Consider the following 23,490-nt stretch of genomic DNA (forward strand, 5'->3'; position numbering starts at 1 on the left):
TTCTTGGTCGGATGTCAATTGTCGAAGCGCCAAATTATTGCTTCTGCACAAGCTTAGTGCGGCGAATACAACATATCTTGTGCGACGCATCAACTCGGCACATCTTTGCAGTAAAATCGTTTTCGTTGTGTTCCATTTTGAGTCGAAGTAATGGCCATTGAATTTCACCGGGAACTGGATGCGCGCGGTTTGAACTGTCCGCTACCTATCCTCAAGACCAAGAAGGCGTTGGCCGATATGGCGAGCGGCCAGATCCTCCGGGTCACCGCCACCGATACCGGTTCGGTGCGCGATTTCCAGGCATTTGCCAAGCAGACCGGCAACGATCTTCTTGAGCAGTCGCAAAACGACGAGCACGAGTTCATCTTCTTCATGAAGCGCAAGTGACGCCGTTGTCGCCGGTGCGAATGATGCTGTAGTGCAAGTGCAGCAAATTACGTCGGCTCCCGCGACCCGCTGTCTTAAAAAAGCCCGCAGATGCGGGCTTTTTTGTTGCGCGGAAGAATTGTCGGGGCGGTGTGCTCCGCGGCTCAGAATTCCGGGTGGAAGCTTTCCGCGCGGGCGATCGGCCAGAATTTCTCGTAGACCTGATAGCGATAGTTGCCATCCACCAGGTCGTTGGGTTCCAGATACTTCAGCACATTGGACATCAGCTGGATCTCGTGGTCGTTGATACGACGCACGATGTGGTGCGGGCGCAGCGCCGAGGTATGCGGCAGGCCGGCTGCCTGCACCAGTTCCTGCAGCGCGTGCAGTGTGCTCTGGTGGAAGCGGTAGACGCGCTCGGCCTTGTCCGGCACCACCAGCGCGCGGGCGCGGTGGGCATTTTGCGTGGCCACGCCGGTGGGGCAGCGGTCGGTATGGCAGCTCTGCGACTGGATGCAGCCCAGCGCGAACATGAAGCCGCGCGCCGAATTGCACCAGTCCGCGCCCAGTGCCAGCGTGCGCGCCAGGTCGAAGGCGGTGACGATCTTGCCGCCGGCGCCGATCTTCACCTTGTCGCGCAGGCCGATGCCCACCAGGGTGTTGTGCACCATCAGCAAGCCTTCCTGCAACGGCATGCCCACGTGGTCGACGAATTCCAGGGGCGCGGCGCCGGTGCCGCCTTCGGAACCGTCCACGGTGATGAAGTCAGGCACGATGCCGGTTTTCAGCATGGCCTTGGCGATGCCGAAGAATTCCCACGGGTGGCCGATGCACATCTTGATGCCCACAGGCTTGCCGCCGCTGCGCGTGCGCAGTTTCTCAATGAATTCCAGCAGGCCGATCGGGGTCGAGAACGAGGAATGCACCGCCGGCGAGATGCAGTCGATGCCCATCGGGATGCCGCGCGTCTCGGAGATCTCCGGGGTGATCTTGGCGGCCGGCAGCACGCCGCCGTGACCGGGTTTGGCGCCTTGCGAGAGCTTCACCTCGATCATCTTGATCTGCGGCGCCTGGGCCTGGGCGGCGAATTTTTCTTCATCGAAGCTGCCGTCCGCATTGCGGCAGCCGAAGTAGCCTGACGCCACCTGCCACACCAGATCGCCGCCGAACTCGCGGTGGTAGGCCGAGACCGAGCCCTCGCCGGTGTCGTGCGCGAAGTTGCCTTTCTTGGCGCCGTGGTTCAGGGCGCGGATCGCATTGGCCGAGAGCGAGCCGAAGCTCATCGCGGAGATGTTGAATACCGACATCGAATACGGCTGGGCCCGGTCCTCGCCGACGGTCACGCGGAAATCATGGCTGGCGATCTTGGTGGGCGAGAGCGAGTGGCCGATCCATTCGTGGCCGCCTTGCTGCATGTCCAGTTCTGTGCCGAAGGGCCGGCTGTCCACATCGGCCTTGGCGCGCTGGTAGACGATGCTGCGCTTCTTGCGCGAAAACGGCCGGCCGTCCATCTCGCCTTCGAAGAAGTATTGGCGGATCTCGGGACGGATCGATTCGAACATGAAGCGGAAATGTCCGATCAGCGGATAGTTGCGCAGCACCGCGTGGCGGCGCTGCACCAGGTCGCGGATGCCGATGACGGACAGCGCCAGCGGGATCAGCGCCCATCCCCAGCTGATGAATTGGCCCGCGGCCAGCAGGATCAGCGCGGCGGTCAGGATGATGACCGACCAGAACACGAAATAACGGTTTGCCCACATGGTGAAAAGTCCGCTTGTTGTCGTTGTATATCGTTGTGGCGCCGAGACGCTCCGGCTTGGCTGCGCCTGGCAAGAAGTTTTCAGAATTCTAACGCTGCCGCCGAGCTGTCGAGTGGGTCGAACTGAGGGGTCTTTACCTGCGATTTGCCCGGACGGAGCCATCAGGTACAGCTGCAGGCGCGAAAAGCGGGTCAGTGGCATCGTTATTGCTTGAGTGGATTCAACAATAAAGCCGCCCCAAGACGAGGGCGGCCCGACCATGTCACCCATCACACCCGCCGCGGGGAAGAGACGCGCGAAGTACTACTTATGAAAACAGCAGCATCACCGGCCTATCAGGACGGGCAGGCGCCGGCCGTGCATTCCATCGTGCGTCCGCCGCGCCTGCTTGAGACCCTGCTGGCCAATCTGGACGGCGTGGTTTATCGCTGCCGCGACGACGCGCAGTGGAGCATGGAGTTCGTCAGCGAAGGTTGCCTGGAACTGACCGGCTACCTGCCCGAAGACCTTCTGCTGAACCAGCGGCTGTCCTTCGACGAGCTGATTCACGCGGACGACCGCGCCATGGTGCGCGCCCACGTGGCCGACTGCCTGAGCGAGAAACGTCGCATCGACATCGAATACCGCATCGTGCGCGTGGATGGCCAGTCGCGCTGGGTGTGGAGTCGCGGCGTGGGCATCTACGGCGCCGGCGGCAAGGTGGAGGCGATCGAGGGTTTCCTGCAGGACGTGACCGAGCGCAAGGAGGCCGCGCAGGCGCTGCAGGAGGCCGAGCGGCGCTATCGCAGCATCTTCGAGAACGCCATCGAGGGCGTGTTCCAGACCACGCCGGACGGCACCTACATCGCCGTTAATCCGGCGCTGGCGCGCATCTATGGCTACCGCTCGCCTGAGGACCTGATCGTCGGCTTGCGCGACATCAGCCACCAGCTCTACGTCGAACCCGAACGGCGCGGCGAGTTCATGCGGCTGATGGAAGAGCGCGGCGTGGTGTCCAACTTCGAGTCGCGGGTGTACCGGCGCGACGGCGACATCATCTGGATCTCCGAGAACGCCCGCGCCGTGTGCGACGAGACGGGCAAGCTGGTGTGCTACGAGGGCACGGTGGAGACCATCACCGAGCGCAAGCAGTACGAGGCCGAGATGCGTCACCAGGCCACGCACGACGCCCTGACCGGGCTGCCCAACCGCAACATGCTGCACGACCACCTGCAGCGCGCTATCGGCGCCACGCGCCAGAAGGGCGGGCTGACCGCGGTGGCCTTCGTCGACCTCGACCAGTTCAAGTTCATCAACGACAGCCTGGGGCACCAGGTCGGCGACGAATTGCTCAAGACAGTGGCGCAGCGCCTGCAGTCCTGCCTGCGCGACACCGACATGGTGGCGCGCCAGGGCGGCGACGAATTCGTGCTGGTGCTGCAGAACCAGACCGGCGAGGCCGGCATCGCCGAGGTCATGCAGCGCATCCTGGCGGCGGTGTCGCGGCCATGGCAAGCCGGCGAGCGTGAATTCCACATCACCTCCAGCATCGGCGTGAGCCGCTATCCGGCCGACGGCCGTGATGTCGAGACCTTACTCAAGAACGCCGATTCAGCGATGTACAAGGCCAAAGAGCAGGGGCGCAACAACTTCCAGTTCTTCGCGCCTTGGATGGACACCCAGGTCAGCAACCGCCTGGAAATGCTGATCAGCCTGCGTCGCGCGCTGGATCAGCAGGAGTTCAGGCTGTTCTACCAGCCCAAGCTGAGCCTGAAGGATGGCCGCATCGTCGGCGCCGAGGCGCTCATCCGCTGGGAGTCGCCCGAGCAGGGCATGATTTCCCCGGACCGATTCATTCCGTTCGCCGAGGAGGCCGGACTGATCGTGCCCATCGGTGAATGGGTGCTGCGCAGCGCCTGCAGCCAGAACAAGGCCTGGCAGCAGGCCGGCTTGCCGCCGATTCCGGTGGCGGTGAACCTGTCGCCGCGCCAGATGAACCAGGCCCTGCCCGATTTTGTGGCGGATGTGCTGGCGCAGAGCGGGTTGTCGGCGGCTTGGCTTGAGCTGGAGATCACTGAAAACGTTGTCATGAAGGATGCCGAGAAGACCGTGGCCACGCTGCACACCTTGAAGCGGCTGGGCCTGCGCATCTCGGTGGACGACTTCGGCACGGGTTACTCCAGCCTGTCCTACCTGCGCCGTTTCCCGGTGGACGCGCTCAAGATCGACAAGTCCTTCGTGCGCGACATCGCGCGCGACGCCGACAGCGCCGCCATCGTCAAGGCCGTGATCTCGCTGGCGCACATTCTCAACCTGCGGGTGATCGCCGAAGGCGTGGAAGACGAGGAGCAGCATGCTTTCCTGAGGGAAAACGGCTGCGACGAAGTACAGGGTTATTATTTTGGCAAGCCCATGAGCGTGGCCGACTTCACCGAGCGCCTGCAGCGCGAGTCGCAACGTCCGGCCGGCGACTGACGCTGAGCTGACATGGCTGCGCAAATAATTGTCTGAGGGCCGCAACAGCCTCCAACCCCGGAAATCTTTGTGCTAAACTCCGCGCAGTACTTTTTATGCCTTGCGCCCCGACCGCCGCAACCCTTGCGGCAAACAACGGCTCCATGACGCAAGGCCGGTAATTGACAAGGTGCAGATCGGCCGTCCGCAGCTCCGCGACATGACGGCTTTGCGAAGGTGCGCTATCCACGCACCGCCGATTTGACCAAGTCTTAATTTCCAGCGCATCCAATCTCCTAAAAATCGGGCACCGGAAAGCAGCGCCAATCGCATTACGCAAGCGCAGCTGATTCGCCGCACCCGGCGCATGATCGCCATGTACAGGCGCATCCATGCCGGACCGGGTACAGGCTACAAACAAGCTACAAGCCGAACTTTTGTTTAACAACAAGACGCACAAGAGTCGTACATGAATATTGCTGAGGCCAAGAAAGTCCTCGAAACTGCACTGCTTTGCACGCATGAGCCCTTATCGATCAATGACCTGAAGAAGCTGTACGTCGATCCCGAGAGCGAACAGGTCAGCGAGATCACGGGCGACAACATCCGCCAGATGCTCGAAGAGCTGCGCGAGGAATGGGTCGACAAGGGGGTGGAAGTGGTCAGCCTGTCCACCGGCTGGCGTTTCCAGAGCCGCCGGGAGATGAAGGTCTATCTGGAGCGCCTGAACCCGGAGAAGCCGCCGAAATACACGCGCGCCACGCTGGAAACCCTGGCCATCATCGCTTACCGCCAGCCGGTTACGCGCGGCGACATCGAAGAGATCCGCGGCGTCGCGGTGAATTCGCAGACCATCAAGATGCTGGAAGAGCGCGGCTGGATCGAATCGATCGGCCATCGTGACGTGCCGGGGCGCCCGGCGTTGTTTGCCACCACCCGCAAGTTCTTGGACGACCTGGGACTGAGCTCGCTGGAAGAATTGCCGCCGCTGCAGTCGGTCGGCGGTGAAGCCGCCGTCCAGGGCGCACTACTCGAGCTGCAGGCGCTGGAAGGCGGCGCGGCCGCGCTGGAGGCCGCGGTAGGCGAGCTGACCGCAGGCGAAGAGGCGGATGGCCAGCTGGAACTGGCCGAGGCGGATGCCGGAGAAGTGGCAGACGATGCCACCGGCGCCCAGGCCGAACACGAGGAGGCGCACAGCGCCGCCTCCGAAGAGCAAGTCATGAGCACCGATGCCGCCGAACAGGCGGCCGAGGGCGAAGAACAAACCGATGCCGCCGGGGTGCAATCCGATGCGGCGCACGCGGACGGTGCGCAAGCCGATGGGGAAGCGGTGGCGCACGGCGAAGACGCTTCTGAAGAAGCGCAAGAACCTTTTGCACAAGACGTTGCCGTAACTGGCACAGACGCCCAAGAGACCGCCGAAGAAGCGACGGGCGAGCACATCGACACCACCGACGACCAGGCCGCAGAGGGTAAAGACAAAGCCGAGCCGGGTCTGAACCATCACGATTCGAAGAATGAAACCAACTAGTTCCAAAGACCAGCAGAGCGTCGAGCTTGCTGCAGCTGATGCAGCCGCAACCGACAAGCCGGTAAAAAAGCGCGCCCCGCGCAAGACTGCGGCCAGCGCCGCAGCGGCTGCTGAAGCCGTTGTCGCTTCGCCGGCGGCGGATGCCGCAGGCGATGCGCCCGCGCCGAAGAAGCGCGCTTCCCGCGCCAAGAAGGTGGTGAGCGAAGACGCGCCGGCCGAGGCCGTGGCTGCAGCCGCTGCGCCTGTCGAGCAGGCCGCCCCTGCCGCCGAGAAAAAGCCGCGCGCCGGCAAGCCGCGCGCCAAGAAGGCCGATGACGAGGCAGTCCCGGCCCCGGCCGCCAAGCCGGCACGGAAGTCGGCGCGCGCAGCCCAGATGAGCCTGGACATGGACGCCCCGGCGCAAGCCGCCGCGGTGGAAGCGCCCAAGGTGATCGTCACCGTCGGTGATGAAGTCGTGGCGCCGCCGGTGCTGTTGGATGCGCCAGCCGATCCGAATCGCGCCAAGCCGGCGCGCCGTGGCGTGCGCGGCCCGCGCGCTTTGCGCAACAATCGCGCCGCGCAACGTGCCGCCGCGGGTGCTGAAGGCGCCCAGCAAAAGGGCGGCGAGGCCGGTGCCGGTCCTGCGTCGGAAGCGCGTGGTCAATTCAAGAACCAAGGCCAGCCGGGCCAGGGCGGCCAGCAGGGCAAGAAGAATTTCGACAAGGGCCACAAGAAGCCCAAGGCGCCACAGCTGGGCCTGCGCGCCGAGCAGCCGGGCGACGATATTTTCTCCTACGTCACCTCGGAAGCCTTTGACCGTGACGAAGGCGGCAAGAGCCAGAACCGTCACCCGCACCAGCTGCGCGGCAAGAATGGTCGCCGCGACCTGACCGCCGAGGACGACGCGCCCAAGCTGCACAAGGTGCTGGCGGACGCCGGCCTCGGTTCGCGTCGCGACATGGAAGAGCTGATCGTGGCCGGCCGGGTGTCCGTCAACGGCGAGCCGGCCCACATCGGCCAGCGTATTCTGCCGACCGACCAGGTTCGCATCAACGGCAAGCTGCTGCAGCGCAAGGTTTCCAAGCGCCCGCCGCGCGTGCTGGTTTATCACAAGCCGGCCGGCGAGATCGTCAGCCATGCCGATCCGGAAGGTCGCAGCTCGGTGTTCGATCGCCTGCCGACCATGAAGGCAGGCAAGTGGCTGGCCGTGGGCCGCCTTGACTTCAATACCGAAGGCCTGTTGCTGTTCACCACCTCCGGTGATCTGGCCAACCGCCTGATGCACCCGCGCTACAACATCGAGCGCGAATACGCCGTGCGTACCCTGGGCGAGCTGGAAGAGGGCATGCGCCAGAAGCTGCTGCACGGCGTCGAGCTTGATGACGGTCCGGCGCAGTTCTCCCGTATTGCCGACGGCGGCGGCGAAGGCGTCAACAAGTGGTATCGCGTGACCATTGGCGAAGGCCGCAATCGCGAAGTGCGCCGCATGTTCGAGGCGGTGGGTCTGACCGTGTCGCGCCTGATTCGCACCCGCTACGGCGCCATGTCGCTGCCGCAGACCTTGAAGCGCGGTCGCTGGGAGGAGCTGGAAGAAAACGCCGTGCGCAACCTGTTGGTGGTCTGTGGTCTGGAAAAGCAAGGCGGCGAGCAGAAGTCGTCCGGCAACGGCGGCAACCAGGGTAAGAGTCAAGCTCAGGGCCCGCGCGGCAACCAGATGCAAAACCGCGGTCCGCAAAAGGGGCGCGGCGGCAATGGTGGTAACGGCGGCAACTATGGCAATGGCGGCGGCAAGAGCGGCGGCCAACCCAAGAGCCGCCAGCCGGACCCGCTGCAGACGGCATTGGGCTTCCCCGATGCCGGCCAGCGCCGCAATAACCGTCCGCAACGCGGCAACGGCATGGGCGGCAACTTCGCCCTGGGCGGCCTGCCGGGCATGAATCGTCGCGGTGGCGGCGGCCGCGGGCGTTGATCGGATTCGGATCAGCCGACTTGCCGTGCGGCAAGCGGCTGTGCCGGATGGTGTGTCGCGAGCGGTGGCGTCTCTGGAGTGCGCGTTATTTGGGCGTTTTTGGCGCGTCCGCTGCATTTCGGCGCATTCATGAATTGCCGTGCATACCGTAATCGGTTATAATGTGCAAGTTAAACGCAACCTGCCGCGAATCGCATATGTGCTAATTCATTGAAAGATCCGCCTGCGCCACGATTTGTTGGATAGATCGTGAAGTCATTGGCGGTTCGCGTGAAGTGTGATCTCGAAGTTGCGTAAAAGAGATAACAAAAGATGGGCGGATGCCCATTTTTTTTTTGCTGATCAATTTCGACGTCGGTGGTCACGCCGGCGTCAAAACGGAGAAATAGTCTTGCAATTGCTGGAGCTGATCGAATCCACCCTGTCGGGCATGGGCTACGAACTGGTCGAGTTCGAGAAGGCGCCGCGCGGTCTCGTGCGCGTTTTCATCGATTTTCCGTTCGACCCTGCCGCTGAAGAGGCGCCTTCGATCACCGTCGAGGATTGCGAGAAAGTGACGCATCAGCTGCTGCACGTCTTCACGGTCGAAGAGGTGGTGTACGAGCGTCTGGAAGTTTCCTCGCCGGGGCTGGATCGCCCCCTGAAGAAGTTGTCGGATTACGTGCGTTTCGCCGACTGCGAGGCAATCGTCAAGCTGCGCGTGCCGCTGCCCGATACGGCCAACCGCAAGACCTACGAAGGCACCCTGCGCAGCCCCGATGGCGAGAATCTGATTTTGGAATTTGAAGCAAACGATGGGTCGGCCGCCGTGTTGAATTTCACGCTGGCCGACGTGGATAAGGCACAACTCGTGCCGCAGGTCGATTTTAGGAGTCGCAAAGGATGAGCCGCGAAATTTTGTTGTTGGTCGATGCGCTGGCGCGCGAAAAAAACGTCGATAAGGAAGTCGTCTTCGGCGCCTTGGAGCATGCGCTCGCGCAGGCGACCAAGAAGCGCTACGAAGGCGAAGTCGACATTCGCGTCTCGATCGACCGCGAAAGCGGCGAGTTCGAATCGTTCCGTCGCTGGCACGTGGTGCCCGATGAGGCCGGCCTGCAGCTGCCCGACCAGGAGGTGCTGCTGTTCGAAGCCAAGGAGCAGTACGCCGATATCGAAGTCGATGAATACATCGAAGAAGCGATCGAATCCGTCGAGTTCGGTCGTCGTTTTGCCCAGGACACCAAGCAAGTGGTTCTGCAGCGCATCCGCGATGCCGAGCGCGAACAGATCCTGGCTGACTTCCTGGCCCGCGGCGATGCACTGGTCACCGGCACCATCAAGCGCATGGAACGCGGCGACGCCATCATCGAATCGGGCAAGATCGAAGCGCGCCTGCCGCGCGACCAGATGATCCCGAAGGAAAACCTGCGTATCGGTGACCGCGTGCGCGCCTTCATCCTGCGCATCGACCGCAGCGCCCGTGGCCCGCAGGTGATCCTGTCGCGCACCGCGCCGGAATTCATCATGAAGCTGTTCGAGCTGGAAGTGCCGGAAATCGAACAAGGCTCGCTGGAAATCAAGTCGGCTGCGCGCGACCCGGGCGTGCGCGCCAAGATCGCGGTGTACACCGCCGACAAGCGTATCGACCCGATCGGCACCTGCGTGGGCATGCGCGGTTCGCGCGTGCAGGCAGTGACCGGCGAACTGGGCGGCGAGCGCGTGGACATCGTGCTGTGGTCGGAAGACCCGGCGCAGTTCGTCATCGGCGCGCTGGCGCCAGCCAACGTCACCTCCATCGTGGTCGATGAAGAGAAGCATGCCATGGACGTGGTGGTCGACGAAGAAAACCTGGCCATCGCGATTGGCCGCGGCGGCCAGAACGTGCGCCTGGCGGCTGAACTGACCGGTTGGCAAATCAACATCATGACCGCCGAGGAATCGGCCGACAAGTCGGCCGCTGAAACCGCTTCGATCCGCGTGCTGTTCATGGAAAAACTGGACGTCGACCAGGAAGTGGCCGACATCCTGGTCGAGGAAGGTTTCTCGACCCTGGAAGAAATCGCCTACGTGCCGATCAACGAGATGCTCGAGATCGAATCGTTCGACGAAGAGACCGTCAACGAGCTGCGCAACCGCGCCCGCGACGCCCTGGTGACCGAAGCGATCGCCTCCGAAGAAGGCCTGGAAGGCATGGACGAGGAGCTGATCAACTTCGAAGGCCTGGATCGTGTGCTGGCCGGCAAGCTGGGCCTGGCAGGCGTGAAGACGCTGGCAGGCTTTGCCGGCCTGGCGTATGACGAATTCGGCGCGATCCTGGCACTGCCTTCCGAGCGCGCGCGCCAACTGATTGAAAATGCATTTGAAGATGTGACCGACGATGAAATGAAGCTCATCGATTCCAAATACGATGAGCGCGCCAAGGCGTTGCAGGCCAAGGCATGGAGCGCGACCGAAGCCCGCTGATCAGCGGACTTTGCGATTCCACATCATCTGCCGAGCACATAGAAAAGAGGACTGAATGGCGAGTACCAACGTTGCCCAATTTGCCACCGAGCTGAAAATGCCCGCCGACCTGCTGTTGACCCAGCTGCGTTCGGCCGGCGTTGAAAAGAGCTCCGAATCTGACTCCCTGTCGAAAGAAGACAAGGACCGCCTGCTTGAACACCTGCGCAGCCTGCGCGGTGCCGCGCCGGAAGGCGAGAAGAAAAAGATCACGCTGACCCGCAAGGAAACCAGCGAGATCAAGCAGGCCGATGCGACCGGCAAATCGCGCACGATCCAGGTGGAAGTGCGCAAGAAGCGCACCTTCATCAAGCGTGACGAACCTACCGTTGAAGAGACCGCGGCGCGCGCCGCGGCGATCCAGCGCGAGCAGGTCGAGGCGCAGGAACGTGAGCAGGAAGAGGCTCGCCGTCAGGCTGAACTGAAGGCGCAGGAAGAGCGCCTGGCGCAACTGGAGGCCGAACGCGCCGCCCAGGCACAGGCCGCCGAGCTGGAGCAAAAGCGTGTGCGCGAAGCCGCCGAGGCCGAAGCCGCGCGCGCCGCCGCAGAAGCCGCTGCCGAAGCCGCCAAGTCCAAGGCTGCGCCGGCTGCCGCACCGAATCCTGCGGAAGACGAAAAGAAACGCGCTGCTGCCGAAGAAGCCAAGAAGAAGGCTGCCGAAGCTGCCAAGGAAGCGGCCGATCGCGCTGCCGCCGCCGACCGCGCCCGCAAGGCCGTGGAAGATGAAGTGGCCCAGATCAAGGCCATGATGAATGCGCCGCGTCGCGTCATCAAGGCGCCGGAACCGGCGCCTGCGGCCAAGCCGTCGGAAGGCACGCTGCACAAGCCGGCCGACAAGAAGGCTGCCGACAAGAAGCCGGGCGACAAGCCGGCTGCGCCGACGGCAGACAAGAAATCGATCAAGTCGGCCAACGTGGCGTCGACCTGGCAAGATGACGCCAAGAAGCGTGGTGCCGGCGGCATGAAGTCGCGTGGCGGCGCCACCGGCGGCGGTCGTGACGGTGGCTGGCGTGCCGGCGGCAAGGGCCGTCGTCATTCGCACGGCGACGATTCGCGCGAAAGCAACTTCCAGGTGCCCACCGAAGCCGTGGTGCATGACGTCTACGTGCCGGAAACCATCACCGTGGCGGAAGTGGCACACAAGATGGCGGTCAAGGCATCCGAGGTCATCAAGCACCTGATGAAGCTGGGCCAGATGGTCACCATCAACCAGGTGCTGGATCAGGAAACCGCGATGATCGTGGTGGAAGAAATGGGTCACCGCGCCCATCCGGCCAAGGAAGACGATCCTGAAGCACTGCTGGTCGAAGGCGAAGAGCACGCGAATGCCGAAGCTCTGCCGCGCGCACCGGTGGTCACCGTCATGGGTCACGTCGACCACGGCAAGACCTCGCTGCTGGACTACATCCGTCGCGCCAAGGTTGCCTCCGGCGAAGCCGGCGGCATTACCCAGCACATCGGCGCCTACCACGTGGAAACCCCGCGCGGCATGATCACCTTCCTGGATACCCCGGGCCACGAAGCGTTTACCGCAATGCGTGCCCGCGGCGCCAAGGCGACCGACATCGTCATCCTGGTGGTGGCGGCCGACGACGGCGTGATGCCGCAAACCAAGGAAGCGATTGCCCACGCAAAGGCCGGCGGCGTGCCGCTGGTGGTGGCGATCAACAAGATCGACAAACCGGGCGGCAATCTGGACCGCGTCAAGCAGGAACTGATCGCCGAAGGCGTCGTGCCGGAAGAATACGGTGGCGAATCGCCGTTCATTCCGGTGTCGGCCAAGACCGGCGAAGGCATCGACTCGCTGCTGGAAAACGTGCTGCTGCAAGCCGAAGTGCTGGAACTGACCGCGCCGGTCGACGTGCCGGCCCGCGGCCTGGTGATCGAAGCCAAGCTGGACAAGGGCCGCGGCCCGGTGGCAACGATCCTGGTGCAGTCCGGTACCCTGAAGCGCGGCGACGTCGTGCTGGCAGGTTCGGCCTACGGTCGTGTCCGTGCGATGCTGGACGAAAACGGCAAGAACATCACCACCGCGGGTCCGTCCCTGCCGGTCGAGATCCAGGGTCTGACGGAAGTGCCGTCGGCTGGTGAAGAGGTGCTGGTCATGTCCGACGAGCGCAAGGCGCGCGAAATCGGTCTGTTCCGTCAGGGCAAGTTCCGCGACGTGAAGCTGGCCAAGCAGCAAGCCGCCAAGCTGGAAAACATGTTCGACCAGATGACCGAAGGCGAGGTCAAGAACCTGCCGATGATCATCAAGACCGACGTGCAAGGTTCGCAGGAAGCGCTGGTGCAATCGCTGCAAAAACTGTCCAACGCCGAAGTGCGCGTTCAGGTGGTGCATGCGGCAGTCGGCGGCATTTCCGAAAACGACGTCAACCTCGCGGTGGCATCGAAGGCCGTCATCATCGGCTTCAACACCCGTGCCGACGCGTCGGCGCGCAAGCTGGCCGAAGCCAACGGCGTGGACATTCGTTACTACAACATCATTTACGATGCGGTGGATGAGGTGAAGGCGGCGATGTCGGGCATGCTGGCTCCGGAAAAGCGCGAACAGTCGCTGGGCCTGGTGGAAATCCGCCAGGTGTTCGTGGTCAGCAAGGTTGGCTCGATCGCCGGCTGCTACGTGCTGGAAGGCCTGGTCAAGCGCGGTTCGCAAGTCCGCCTGTTGCGCAACAACGTGGTGGTCTGGACCGGCGAGCTGGACTCCTTGAAGCGCTTCAAGGACGACGCCAAGGAAGTCAAGTCGGGCTTCGAGTGCGGTCTGTCGCTCAAGGGCTACAACGATATCCAGGTGGGCGACCAGCTGGAAATCTTCGAAGTCCAGGAAGTGGCTCGTACCCTGTAATGCAGTTACGCCGGCGCGAATCATCTTCGCGCCGGCCTCATTTGAAAGGTCCGTCGCAGCAAAGTGGGAATTGGTCCCTCTAAGCCCCCGACGGATTGTTTTTTTAAAGCATGGCAAAACACAGCAAATCCATTCCCGGACGCGGCTTGCGCGTCGCCGACCAGATCCAGCGCGACCTGTCGGAGTTGATCGCCTTCGAGCTGAAGGATCCGCGGGTGGGCATGATCACCATCACCGAAGTGCAGGTCACTCCGGACTACGCGCACGCCAAGGTGTTCTTCACCACGCTGGTGGACAATCCCGACGCGGTCAAGAACACGCTGGCCGGCTTGCGCAAGGCCGGCGGTTTCCTGCGCACCCAGCTCGGCCGTCGTCTGACCATTCACACGCTGCCCGAGCTGCATTTCGTGCATGACAACTCGACCGCGCGCGGCATTGAAATGTCGCGCCTGATTGACGAGGCCAACGCCACTCGCGCCAAGGATGCGGACGACGAGGCCTGAGGCGCTCATTGGCCTTTGGCGGGACTGAACCCGGCTCGACACCTGTAGTACTGATAATCCATTTCGCCGGCCCGCACGTATCGTGCAGGGCCGGCAACGCATTTATGGCAGACAATATTCCGGCGCACGAAGCGTCCCCTATCGACGACAGCAACCAGAAGCGCGGCAAGCATGGGCAGGCGCCGCGCGCGCCGCGTCCGCCACGCCTGCCGGTGCATGGCGTGCTGTTGCTGGACAAGCCGGTCGGTTTGTCGTCCAACGACGCGCTGATCCGCGCCAAGCGCATGCTCAATGCGCCCAAGGCCGGCCATACCGGCACGCTCGATCCGTTCGCCACCGGCCTGTTGCCGCTGTGCTTCGGCGAAGCCACCAAGTTTTCGCAGGATCTGCTGGAAGCCGACAAGACCTATGAGGCCGTCGTGCATCTGGGCGTGAAGACCGACACCGGCGACACCGAAGGGCAGGTCATCGGTGAACACGCGGTGGATGTGAGCGTCGAACAGATCGAGGCTGCGCTGGCGCGTTTTCGTGGCCCCATCAGCCAGGTGCCGCCCATGCATTCGGCCTTGAAGCGCGACGGTAAGCCGCTGTACGAATACGCGCGCGCCGGCATCACGCTGGAGCGCGAGGCGCGGGACGTGATCATTCACCATCTGGAGCTGCTGGACTACCAGGCGCCGATGTTGCGCATCCGCGTCACCTGCAGCAAGGGCACTTACATCCGCGTGCTGGGCGAGGACATCGGCGAGCAGCTCGGCTGCGGCGCCCATCTGAATGCGCTGCGTCGCACCGGCGTCGGCCCGCTTACGCTGGACGGCGCCATGACGCTGGAGCGGTTCGAGGCAACCGGCGAGACCGAGCAGCGCAAGGCCGCGTTGTTGCCGGTGGACGGCCTGCTGCAGAGTTTCCCCGCGGTGCAGCTACCCGATGAGCTGGCGCGTCGCTTCCTGCACGGCCAGCGCTTGCCGCTGGCCAAGGAAGGCGTGGCCGCGCCCGAGCAGCAGGGGCGGGTGCGGGTCTACCGGACATCCGACGGCGCGCTGCTGGGCACCGGGCTGTTGCAGGAATACGCCATTCTTGCGCCGGAGCGTCTGGTGTCCACGGCGTAAGTCCGGGGCAAGGACAGAGCAGGGACAGAGCAGGGACAGAGCTTTAGCCGGTGTGGTCTTTAACGCCACACCAAAGCGGCAGCAAGCCGTTGAAAATACAGGTTTTTTCAAATTTCATGCGTCGCAACATGCTATAATGCGCGCCTTCCGAGAATCGGCTTCCAACCCACATTCACCATGTCAAACAATATCCGCGCAATTCGCAACATCGCCATCATCGCCCACGTTGACCACGGCAAAACCACCCTGGTCGACCAGCTGCTGCGCCAGTCCGGCACCTTCCGCGACAACCAGCAAGTGGACAACCGCGTGATGGACTCGAACGACATCGAAAAGGAACGCGGCATCACCATCCTGTCGAAGAACTGCGCGGTCGAGTATAAGGGCACCCACATCAACATCGTCGACACCCCGGGCCACGCCGACTTCGGCGGTGAGGTCGAGCGCGTGCTGTCGATGGTCGACAGCGTGCTGCTGCTGGTCGATGCGCAGGAAGGTCCGATGCCGCAGACCCGCTTCGTGACCCGCAAGGCGCTGGCGCTGGGCCTGAAGCCGATCGTCGTGCTCAACAAGATCGACCGTCCGGGCGCGCGTCCGGAGTGGGCCATCAACGCCACCTTCGAACTGTTCGACAAGCTGGGCGCCACCGAAGAACAGCTGGACTTCCCGGTGATCTACGCGTCGGGCCTGAACGGTTACGCCGGCCTGGACGCCGACGTGCGCGGCGGCAACATGGAACCCCTGTTCGACGCCATCCTGAAGTACGTGCCGGCGCGTGAAGACGATCCGAACGCTCCGCTGCAACTGCAGATCACTTCGCTGGAATACTCGTCCTACGTCGGCAAGATCGGCGTCGGCCGTATCCTGGCCGGCCGCATCAAGGGCGGTCAGGACGTGGTCTGGATGAACGGTCCGCAAGACAAGCCGACCAAGGCTCGCATCAACCAGGTGCTGACCTTCAAGGGCCTGGAGCGCGTGCTGGTTGACGAAGCCCTGGCCGGCGACATCGTGCTGATCAACGGTATCGAAGAAATCGGTATCGGCTCCACCATCTGCGCACCGGACGCCCCCAACGGCCTGCCGATGCTGAAGGTCGACGAACCGACCCTGACCATGAACTTCATGGTCAACACTTCGCCGCTGGCCGGCCGCGAAGGCAAGTTCGTCACCACCCGACAGATCCGCGACCGACTGGAAAAGGAATTGAAGTCCAACATGGCGCTGCGCGTTGTGCAGGCTGAGAACGACGACTCGACCTACGAAGTGTCGGGCCGCGGTGAGCTGCACCTGACCATCCTGATTGAAAACATGCGCCGTGAAGGCTTCGAACTGGCCGTTTCGCGTCCGCGCGTGGTGTTCCGTATGGTCGACGGCGTGCGCGAAGAGCCGTACGAAAACCTGACCGTCGACGTCGAGGAAGCCAACCAGGGCGGCGTGATGGAAGAACTGGGCCGTCGTCGCGGCGACCTGCAGAACATGGAACCGGACGGCAAGGGCCGTGTGCGCCTGGAATACCACATCCCGGCGCGTGGCCTGATCGGCTTCCAGGGCGAATTCATGACCCTGACCCGCGGCACCGGCCTGATGAGCCACGTGTTCGATGACTACAAGCCGGTCGACACCACCAAGGGTGAACTGGCGGGCCGTCGCAACGGCGTGCTGATCTCCCAGGACGACGGCGCTGCCGTGGCCTACGCGCTGTGGAAGCTGCAAGACCGCGGCCGCATGTTTGTCAGCCACAACGACCCGGTGTACGAAGGCATGATCATCGGCATCCACTCGCGCGACAACGACCTGGTCGTGAACCCGATCAAGGGCAAGCAGCTGACCAACGTGCGCGCCTCCGGCACCGACGAAGCGGTGCGCCTGGTGCCGCCGATCGAGCTGTCGCTGGAATACGCGGTCGAGTTCATCGAGGACGACGAACTGGTCGAAGTGACGCCGAAGAGCATTCGCCTGCGCAAGCGTCACCTGAAGGAGCACGAGCGTAAGAAGGCATCGCGCGAAGAAGCGATGTAATGCGGGAAGGGCGGCTACCCCCTCGGGTGGGCCGCCATGGAGATGGGTGCCGGCGTGTGTTGATATGTTTGTGGTGAATATCAGATATCAGCACAATAAAGCAGACAGCTATGATGCGCTGCCATATAGTTACACCTGTCTCCTCCAATTTCCTCCTAAAGAATTGGATTCAAGCCCGCAACCTCGGTTGTGGGCTTTTTTTTTGTCGAATCGTTTGAAGTGCCGTTTTTATCGGCATTTGCGCTGGATAAGCTTACAGCAGGCGATGCGCCGGATTCCTAGGCGATGATAGCGTGAGGGGTGGACTTTCTCGGCAAATTTCGCGGAGGCACTATTTTTGTGCATTGCGAAATGACGCCTGCGGGATTGTGGTGCAGAATCGTGTCCGCTGTATAAAAATCCTATCTCACAGAGGATAGAGGGGACACCAGCCCGCAACGCGAAAGCCTTGCGGGCTTTCTATTTGCGTCATGGCCGCCTTGTCCGTCTTGTCGCGCCGGCTGCCATCGCCGACACTGGGTACAGGCTGTGCATGCGCACGACTTAGCTTCGCCGGCAATATCGGGCATCATCGGCCGATATGTCCGGGATGCCTTTCGTTCGGATGTCTTTTTGGCATCCGCCTCATCCGCGAGGCCAGCATCAAGCGGAAACGATTTACAGATTCACGATTTCGCCAGCACATGAAGAAACCTTTGCCCCCGCGCACCCTGAGCGTCGCCCCCATGATGGACTGGACCGACCGGCATTGCCGCGTCTTCCATCGTCAGATCACGCGCCATACCTGGCTGTACACCGAGATGGTGACCACCGGCGCGTTGCTGCATGGCGACGTGCCGCGCCACCTCGACTTTAATGACGAGGAGCACCCGGTGGCGCTGCAGCTGGGCGGCAGCGAGCCGGCCGACCTGGCGCAAGGCGCGAAGCTGGGCGAGCAGTGGGGTTACGACGAGATCAACCTGAACTGCGGTTGCCCCTCGGAGCGCGTGCAGAAGGGCGCGTTCGGCGCCTGTCTGATGGGCGAGCCGGAACTCGTGGCCGACTGCGTCAAGGCCATGCGCGACGCGGTGTCCATCGACGTCACGGTCAAGCACCGCATCGGCATCGACAGCGTAGAGTCCTACGACTTTGTGCGCGACTTCGTCGGCAAGATCGCCGATGCCGGTTGCCATACCTTCATCGTGCATGCCCGCAACGCCATCCTGAAGGGCCTGAGCCCCAAGGAGAACCGCGAGATCCCGCCACTGAAGTACCACTACGCCTACCAGCTCAAGAAAGACTTTCCGGATCTGGAGATCCTGATCAACGGCGGCATCAAGACCGTGGCCGAGATCGACGAGCATCTGCAGCACGTGGACGGCGTCATGCTGGGCCGCGAGGCGTATCACAACCCCTACCTGATGGCCGGCTTCGACGCGCGTTATTACGGCGATTGGGACGGCGGCTTGGATCCCAGCCGCGAAGACGTGATCGCAGCCATGTTGCCTTACATCAAGCGCCAGCTGGAGTTGCACGGCGACAATGGCCGCGGCCTGCGCCTGAACAGCATCACCCGCCATATGCTGGGCCTCTTGGCCGGGGTGCCCGGCGCGCGCGCTTTCCGCCAGGTCCTGTCGGACTCGAAGAAGCTGGCCCTGGGCGACCCGGCGCTACTGCAGGAAGCGCTGGCGCGCACGCAGGCCGTCTCGCTGGCGACACTGGATCAATAAAACCCTGCAAAGCGCGCCGCAGGCTGGGTGTGGACTCCCGCAATCCTTTAAAATAGCGGGTTCCAAATGGGAAAAGAAAATCATATGCCACTCGCAACAACAGAAGAAATCGTCGCCGAACTCCGTGCCGGACGCATGGTGATCCTGGTCGACGAGGAAGACCGCGAAAACGAGGGTGACCTGGTGCTGGCCACCGATTTCGTCACGCCCGAGGCGATCAATTTCATGGTCACGCATGCGCGCGGCCTGGTGTGCCTGACGCTCACCGAAGAACACTGCGACCAGCTCGACCTGCCCATGATGGCGTCCCGCAACGGCACCCAGTTCGGCACCAACTTCACGGTATCGATCGAAGCTGCCGAAGGCGTGACCACCGGCATCTCCGCCGCCGACCGCGCACGCACCGTGCAGGTGGCCGCCTCGCGCAGCGCCAAGCCGTCCGACCTGGTGAACCCGGGCCACATCTTCCCGCTGCGCGCCCAGAAGGGCGGCGTGCTGATGCGCGCCGGCCACACTGAAGCCGGCTGCGACCTGACCGCCATGGCCGGCCTGACCCCGGCCTCGGTGATCTGCGAGATCCTGAAGGAAGACGGCACCATGGCGCGCCTGCCGGATCTGATGGAGTTCGCCGACAAGCACCAGCTGAAGATCGGCACCATTGCCGACCTGATTCACTACCGTAGCCGCAACGAGAGCATCATCGAGCGCGTCGCCGAGCGCGAGATGCAGACCGTGCACGGCAGCTTCAAGGCCGTCGCCTACCGCGACACGCCGTCCGGTGGCGCCCACCTGGCGCTGGTGCGCGGCGACATCCAGCCCGGCCAGGAAACCCTGGTGCGCGTGCACCAGCCGGTGTCCATCCTGGATCTGCTGGAATCCGAAGTCACCACTCATTCGTGGAACCTGGCTGCCGCCATGAAGGCGGTGCAGGACGCGCCCAGCGGCGTGATCGTGCTGCTCAACTGCGAGGAATCGGCGCAGCAGATGTTCGATCAGTTCGGCGCGCTGAACAAGGTCGGCACGCCCGCCGCCGCCAAGCCGGCGCGCGCTGACCGCATGGACCTGCGCACCTACGGTATCGGCGCGCAGATCCTGAAGGATCTCGGCGTATGCAAGATGAAGCTCCTGGCCAGCCCGCGCAAGATGCCGTCGATGGCCGGCTTCCAGCTGGAAGTCACCGGCTACCAGGCGCGCAGCGACGTTTGAACCCAATTCGACCGGCAATCACGCAAGTCAATCATCAATAAGGAACAGCCATGACCATTGGAACATTTGAAGCAGATCTGAATGGCGAAAGCTTGCGCATCGGCATCGTGCAGGCGCGCTTCAACGAAGACGTCTGCCACGGCCTGCTGGCCGCCTGCCTCGCCGAGCTGAAACACCTCGGCGTGTCCGACGAGGACATCCTGCACGTGACCGTGCCGGGCGCGCTGGAAATCCCGCTGGCGCTGCAGAAGATGGCCGAGACCGATCAGTTCGACGCGCTGATCGCGCTGGGCGCGGTGATCCGCGGCGAGACCTATCACTTCGAGCTGGTCTCCAACGAATCCGGCGCCGGCATCACCCGCATCGGCCTGGATTTCGGCCTGCCCATCGCCAACGCCGTGCTCACCACCGAGAACGACGAACAGGCCGAAGTGCGCATGGCCGAGAAGGGCGCCGATGCCGCACGCGTGGCCGTCGAGATGGCCAACCTGTCCATCGCCCTGGAAGAACTGGCGCAAGCCACCGAAGAAGAGTAATCGCCACTGCCGCGCCCGTTGTCCCGGGCGCGGCGGCGTTGCCGCTTCCGCTTTTTACCCAAGTAAAGTTTAAGGCTCAGGCCGCATTCATCATGTCGAACAAATCTCAACACGCCAATTCGAACAAGAACCGCACCCCGCGTCACCGCGCGCGCGAGTTCGCGTTGCAGGGCTTGTACCAGTGGCTGCTCAACCACGAGGATACCGGCGCCATCGAAGCCAACATCCGCGAAGCCCACGGTTTCGATAAGGCTGACGCCGAGCATTTCGATACGCTGCTCTCCGGTGCCATCCGTGACGCCGAGGCCCTGCGCGCCAGCCTGACGCCGCTGATCGACCGTCCGATCAAGGAACTGTCGCCGGTGGAGCACGCCGCGCTGCTGATTGGCGCCTATGAGCTGCAGAACCACATCGAGATCCCCTACAAGGTGGTGATCAACGAAGCCGTGGAACTGACCAAGTCCTTCGGCGGCATCGACGGCCACAAGTACGTCAACGGCGTGCTGGACCGTTTCGCCGCGCAGGCGCGCAGCACCGAAGTCGAGGCCGGCCGCCGCTGAGCGGGGCCTCGGGCGGCCGCATCGGAATCGATGGCGGCCGCTGCGGATCGCTGCTTGCCGGCGTCGCGGCTTACCGCGTTGTCCGGCAACACGCGATCCATCACTCCTTTACCGCGCAGCGCCGTTCGCGCGCCTGCCGCCACCAGTGTCCGGATTCGCCCATGAACCTGAACGAACTCGCCTCCCGTCTGCAGAACATCGCGCCCTTCCACGTCATGGAGCTGGCCAAGAAAGCCGCCGCGCTGGAACAGCAGGGCCGTCATATTATCCACATGGGGATCGGCGAGCCTGATTTCACCGCGCCGCCGGCAGTGGTGGAAGCCGCCACGCGCGCCATGGCCGACGGCAAGATGCAATACACCTCCGCCACCGGCTTGCCGCAGCTGCGCCAGGCAATCTCGGACCACTACCTCCGCGTCTACGGCCTGACGATCGGGCCTGAGCGCATCGTGGTCACCGCCGGCGCCTCGGCTGCCTTGTTGCTGGCCTGTGCGGCGCTGGTGGAGAAGGGTGCGCAAGTGCTGATGCCCGATCCCTGCTATCCCTGCAACCGCCATTTCGTGGCGGCATTCGAAGGACAGGCCAAGCTGATCGCCAGCGGCCCCGAGCATCGCTTCCAGCTGTCGGCGCAGATGGTGCGCGAGCAATGGTCGCCGGCCACGCGCGGCGTGCTGCTGGCGTCGCCGTCCAATCCGACCGGCACCTCCATCCTGCCCGAGGAGCTGCGCGCCATCGTTGGCGAAGTGCGCGAGCATGGCGGCTTCACCATCGTCGATGAGATCTACCAGGGCCTGTCGTACGAAGGCGAGCCGTTCTCGGCGTTGTCGCTGGGCGAGGACGTGGTGGTGATCAACAGCTTCTCCAAGTACTTCAACATGACGGGCTGGCGCCTGGGTTGGCTGGTCCTGCCGCCGGCGCTGGTACCGCAGATCGAGAAGCTGGCGCAGAACCTGTTCATCTGCGCTTCCTCGATCGCGCAGCACGCAGGCGTGGCGTGTTTCTCGCCGGAGTCGATCGCGATTTACGAAGAGCGCAAGGCCGAGTTCAAGCGTCGTCGCGACTACATCGTGCCGGCGCTGGAAAGCCTGGGTTTTACGGTGCCGGTGGTGCCGGACGGCGCGTTCTATGTTTACGCCGATTGCAGCGCGCTGTCCGACGATGCCGACCAGCTGACCCTCGATATGTTGAACGAGGCCGGCGTGGTGCTGGTGCCGGGACTGGACTTCGGTCCTTTCACCGCGCGCGGCTACATCCGCCTCTCATATGCGACCTCGATGGAAAATCTGCAGGAGGCGGTGGCGCGTCTGAAGGTCTTCTTCGACAAACGCAAGGCCGCCTGAAAGCCTTGGTGGTAAAGGCTTTCAGGTGTAAGCCTCGGCAAGCCGCAAAAAGAAAAAGGAGCCCGAAGGCTCCTTTTTTGCGTTTTGAATACCGGTAATATTCAATCGCAACACGCTCATAAAGCAGCGAGTTGTTCTTCCGCCTTCGGCTTGGCCGCCGAGGCTACATTGTTGGTGGCCGGCTTGGGCTGTTCGGCGGTAGCCGAGACTGCCGGGGCTGCCGGCGGCAGTTTGATGGTGGCCGTGGTGTAGATGGAGATGTTCTTGCCCATCGCGACCTGCTTCAGGTTCTGGTACTCGGACAGCACCTTCACGCCGTAACCACCGTCGTTGGCCATTTCAGCCGCGCCGACGTAGGTCTTCAGGCCGGCCTCGACGGATCCGCCGCGGGTGACGTATTCCTTCAGGATCTGCGAACCGACGCGGATGTTGGCCACCGGATTCAGGGCCGCCTTGATGCCACCCAGTTCCTGGAATTTGTCATGGTGCACCTTGGACATCACCTGCATCAGACCCTGCGCGCCCATCGGGCTTTCGGCGAAGGGATTGAAGCGCGACTCGATGGCGATCACCGACAGGATCAGCAGCGGATCCAGCTTGATGTCGCGCGCCGTCAGGTAGGCGGCCGAGACCAGCATGTCGGCCGCGTCGCTGGCCACGCGATAGCGCTTGGCCAGCCATTCGGTGACCAGCTTTTGCTGGCGCGGCGTGCCCAGCAGCTGACGCTCTTCCGGCGACATCGCCTGCGCGGAGATGGCCGGCACCGAGGCGGCAGCGGCAGCGCCGGCGATCACCGGGACGGTGGTCACTGCGGTCGCGGGCGACATCAGTTGGGCCAGCGGCGGGGTTTCCGGCGCGTCGGCGGCCATTTCATCCGTCGAGTCGGAGAAGGGCGACATGCTGATCAGCTTGTCGGCCAGGTCCGGATTGAAGAACATCAGGCCCAGTACAAACAGGGCGGCGACGCCGAGTACCGTCAGTGCACGGTGGGCGACGCTGAAAAATTGACCAATGCGGGCGTTACCGGATGAGCTCGGGAACGCGGCGCGGCGAACCATCTGCGGGGCGCCCTCTAAAGGCGCCTCGGTAGCTTGGTTGGACATTGAACCTCCTGCGTTATTGCGGCAAATACAGGGCTTACCGG

Annotated in this window: 17 protein-coding genes; 15 read left to right on the forward strand and 2 right to left on the reverse strand. The window is 63.2% G+C overall.

All coding sequences use genetic code 11. The features are described 5' to 3' along the window. Nucleotides 1-150 precede the first annotated feature (150 nt). Nucleotides 151-387, forward strand: coding sequence for a sulfurtransferase TusA family protein (locus J8I26_RS05970; protein WP_209605126.1), 237 nt, complete (start codon nt 151-153; stop codon nt 385-387). 143 nt (nt 388-530) lie between these two features. Here the strand turns inward: J8I26_RS05970 and J8I26_RS05975 are convergent, their stop codons facing one another. Then, the gene (locus J8I26_RS05975; RefSeq protein ID WP_209605128.1) at nt 531-2,126 is read right to left on the reverse strand and encodes an FMN-binding glutamate synthase family protein; all 1,596 of its coding nucleotides are present in this window, start codon (nt 2,124-2,126) and stop codon (nt 531-533) included. Between the two features lie 309 nt (nt 2,127-2,435). Here J8I26_RS05975 and J8I26_RS05980 point away from each other — a divergent pair, with 309 nt between their 5' ends. The 14 genes from J8I26_RS05980 to J8I26_RS06045 all read left to right on the forward strand — a co-directional run bounded on the left by J8I26_RS05980 (nt 2,436) and on the right by J8I26_RS06045 (nt 22,346). Further along, nucleotides 2,436-4,580: a bifunctional diguanylate cyclase/phosphodiesterase gene (locus tag J8I26_RS05980; RefSeq protein WP_209605130.1), complete on the forward strand. Its 2,145-nt coding sequence runs from the start codon at nt 2,436-2,438 to the stop codon at nt 4,578-4,580. 448 nt (nt 4,581-5,028) lie between these two features. Continuing rightward, nucleotides 5,029-6,090 (forward strand): SMC-Scp complex subunit ScpB, encoded by a 1,062-nt coding sequence (gene scpB, locus J8I26_RS05985; protein ID WP_209605132.1) that lies wholly within the window; start codon nt 5,029-5,031, stop codon nt 6,088-6,090. Beyond that, on the forward strand, nt 6,077-8,038 hold the full coding sequence (gene rluB / locus J8I26_RS05990; RefSeq protein WP_209605134.1) for a 23S rRNA pseudouridine(2605) synthase RluB: 1,962 nt from the start codon (nt 6,077-6,079) through the stop codon (nt 8,036-8,038). Before scpB ends, rluB begins: the two co-directional genes overlap by 14 nt. 391 nt (nt 8,039-8,429) lie before the next feature. After that, nucleotides 8,430-8,924 (forward strand): ribosome maturation factor RimP, encoded by a 495-nt coding sequence (rimP, locus tag J8I26_RS05995; protein WP_209605136.1) that lies wholly within the window; start codon nt 8,430-8,432, stop codon nt 8,922-8,924. Beyond that, a complete protein-coding gene (gene nusA / locus J8I26_RS06000) occupies nt 8,921-10,480 on the forward strand; it encodes a transcription termination factor NusA (RefSeq protein WP_209605139.1) in 1,560 nt (519 codons plus the stop codon). The genes rimP and nusA overlap by 4 nt, the downstream gene beginning before the upstream one ends. A 55-nt stretch (nt 10,481-10,535) precedes the next feature. After that, nucleotides 10,536-13,364 carry a translation initiation factor IF-2 gene (gene infB, locus J8I26_RS06005; RefSeq protein ID WP_209605141.1) on the forward strand — a complete coding sequence of 943 codons (2,829 nt, stop codon included), beginning with the start codon at nt 10,536-10,538 and terminating at the stop codon, nt 13,362-13,364. Between the two features lie 110 nt (nt 13,365-13,474). After that, nucleotides 13,475-13,867: a 30S ribosome-binding factor RbfA gene (gene rbfA / locus J8I26_RS06010; RefSeq protein WP_209605143.1), complete on the forward strand. Its 393-nt coding sequence runs from the start codon at nt 13,475-13,477 to the stop codon at nt 13,865-13,867. A 104-nt stretch (nt 13,868-13,971) separates the two neighbouring features. After that, nucleotides 13,972-14,976, forward strand: coding sequence for a tRNA pseudouridine(55) synthase TruB (gene truB, locus J8I26_RS06015; protein WP_245200154.1), 1,005 nt, complete (start codon nt 13,972-13,974; stop codon nt 14,974-14,976). A 177-nt stretch (nt 14,977-15,153) separates the two neighbouring features. After that, nucleotides 15,154-16,995, forward strand: a complete 1,842-nt coding sequence (gene typA / locus J8I26_RS06020; protein ID WP_209605145.1) for a translational GTPase TypA — start codon at nt 15,154-15,156, stop codon at nt 16,993-16,995. Nucleotides 16,996-17,678: 683 nt separating this feature from the next. Continuing rightward, entirely contained in the window at nt 17,679-18,704 is a 1,026-nt protein-coding gene (dusA, locus tag J8I26_RS06025; RefSeq protein ID WP_209605147.1) for a tRNA dihydrouridine(20/20a) synthase DusA, read from the forward strand. A gap of 84 nt (nt 18,705-18,788) precedes the next feature. Then, nucleotides 18,789-19,910, forward strand: a complete 1,122-nt coding sequence (gene ribBA, locus J8I26_RS06030) for a bifunctional 3,4-dihydroxy-2-butanone-4-phosphate synthase/GTP cyclohydrolase II (protein WP_209605149.1) — start codon at nt 18,789-18,791, stop codon at nt 19,908-19,910. A gap of 50 nt (nt 19,911-19,960) precedes the next feature. After that, a complete protein-coding gene (gene ribH, locus J8I26_RS06035; RefSeq protein WP_209605151.1) occupies nt 19,961-20,446 on the forward strand; it encodes a 6,7-dimethyl-8-ribityllumazine synthase in 486 nt (161 codons plus the stop codon). 92 nt (nt 20,447-20,538) lie between these two features. Continuing rightward, nucleotides 20,539-21,006 (forward strand): transcription antitermination factor NusB, encoded by a 468-nt coding sequence (gene nusB / locus J8I26_RS06040; protein WP_209605152.1) that lies wholly within the window; start codon nt 20,539-20,541, stop codon nt 21,004-21,006. A 161-nt stretch (nt 21,007-21,167) separates the two neighbouring features. After that, nucleotides 21,168-22,346, forward strand: coding sequence for a pyridoxal phosphate-dependent aminotransferase (locus J8I26_RS06045; RefSeq protein WP_209605154.1), 1,179 nt, complete (start codon nt 21,168-21,170; stop codon nt 22,344-22,346). 116 nt (nt 22,347-22,462) lie between these two features. Here the strand turns inward: J8I26_RS06045 and J8I26_RS06050 are convergent, their stop codons facing one another. Further along, entirely contained in the window at nt 22,463-23,449 is a 987-nt protein-coding gene (locus J8I26_RS06050) for a lytic transglycosylase domain-containing protein (RefSeq protein WP_209605156.1), read from the reverse strand. Nucleotides 23,450-23,490: the final 41 nt, after the last annotated feature.

This window comes from Herbaspirillum sp. LeCh32-8 (assembly GCF_017814915.1).
Classification (GTDB): domain Bacteria; phylum Pseudomonadota; class Gammaproteobacteria; order Burkholderiales; family Burkholderiaceae_D; genus Herbaspirillum.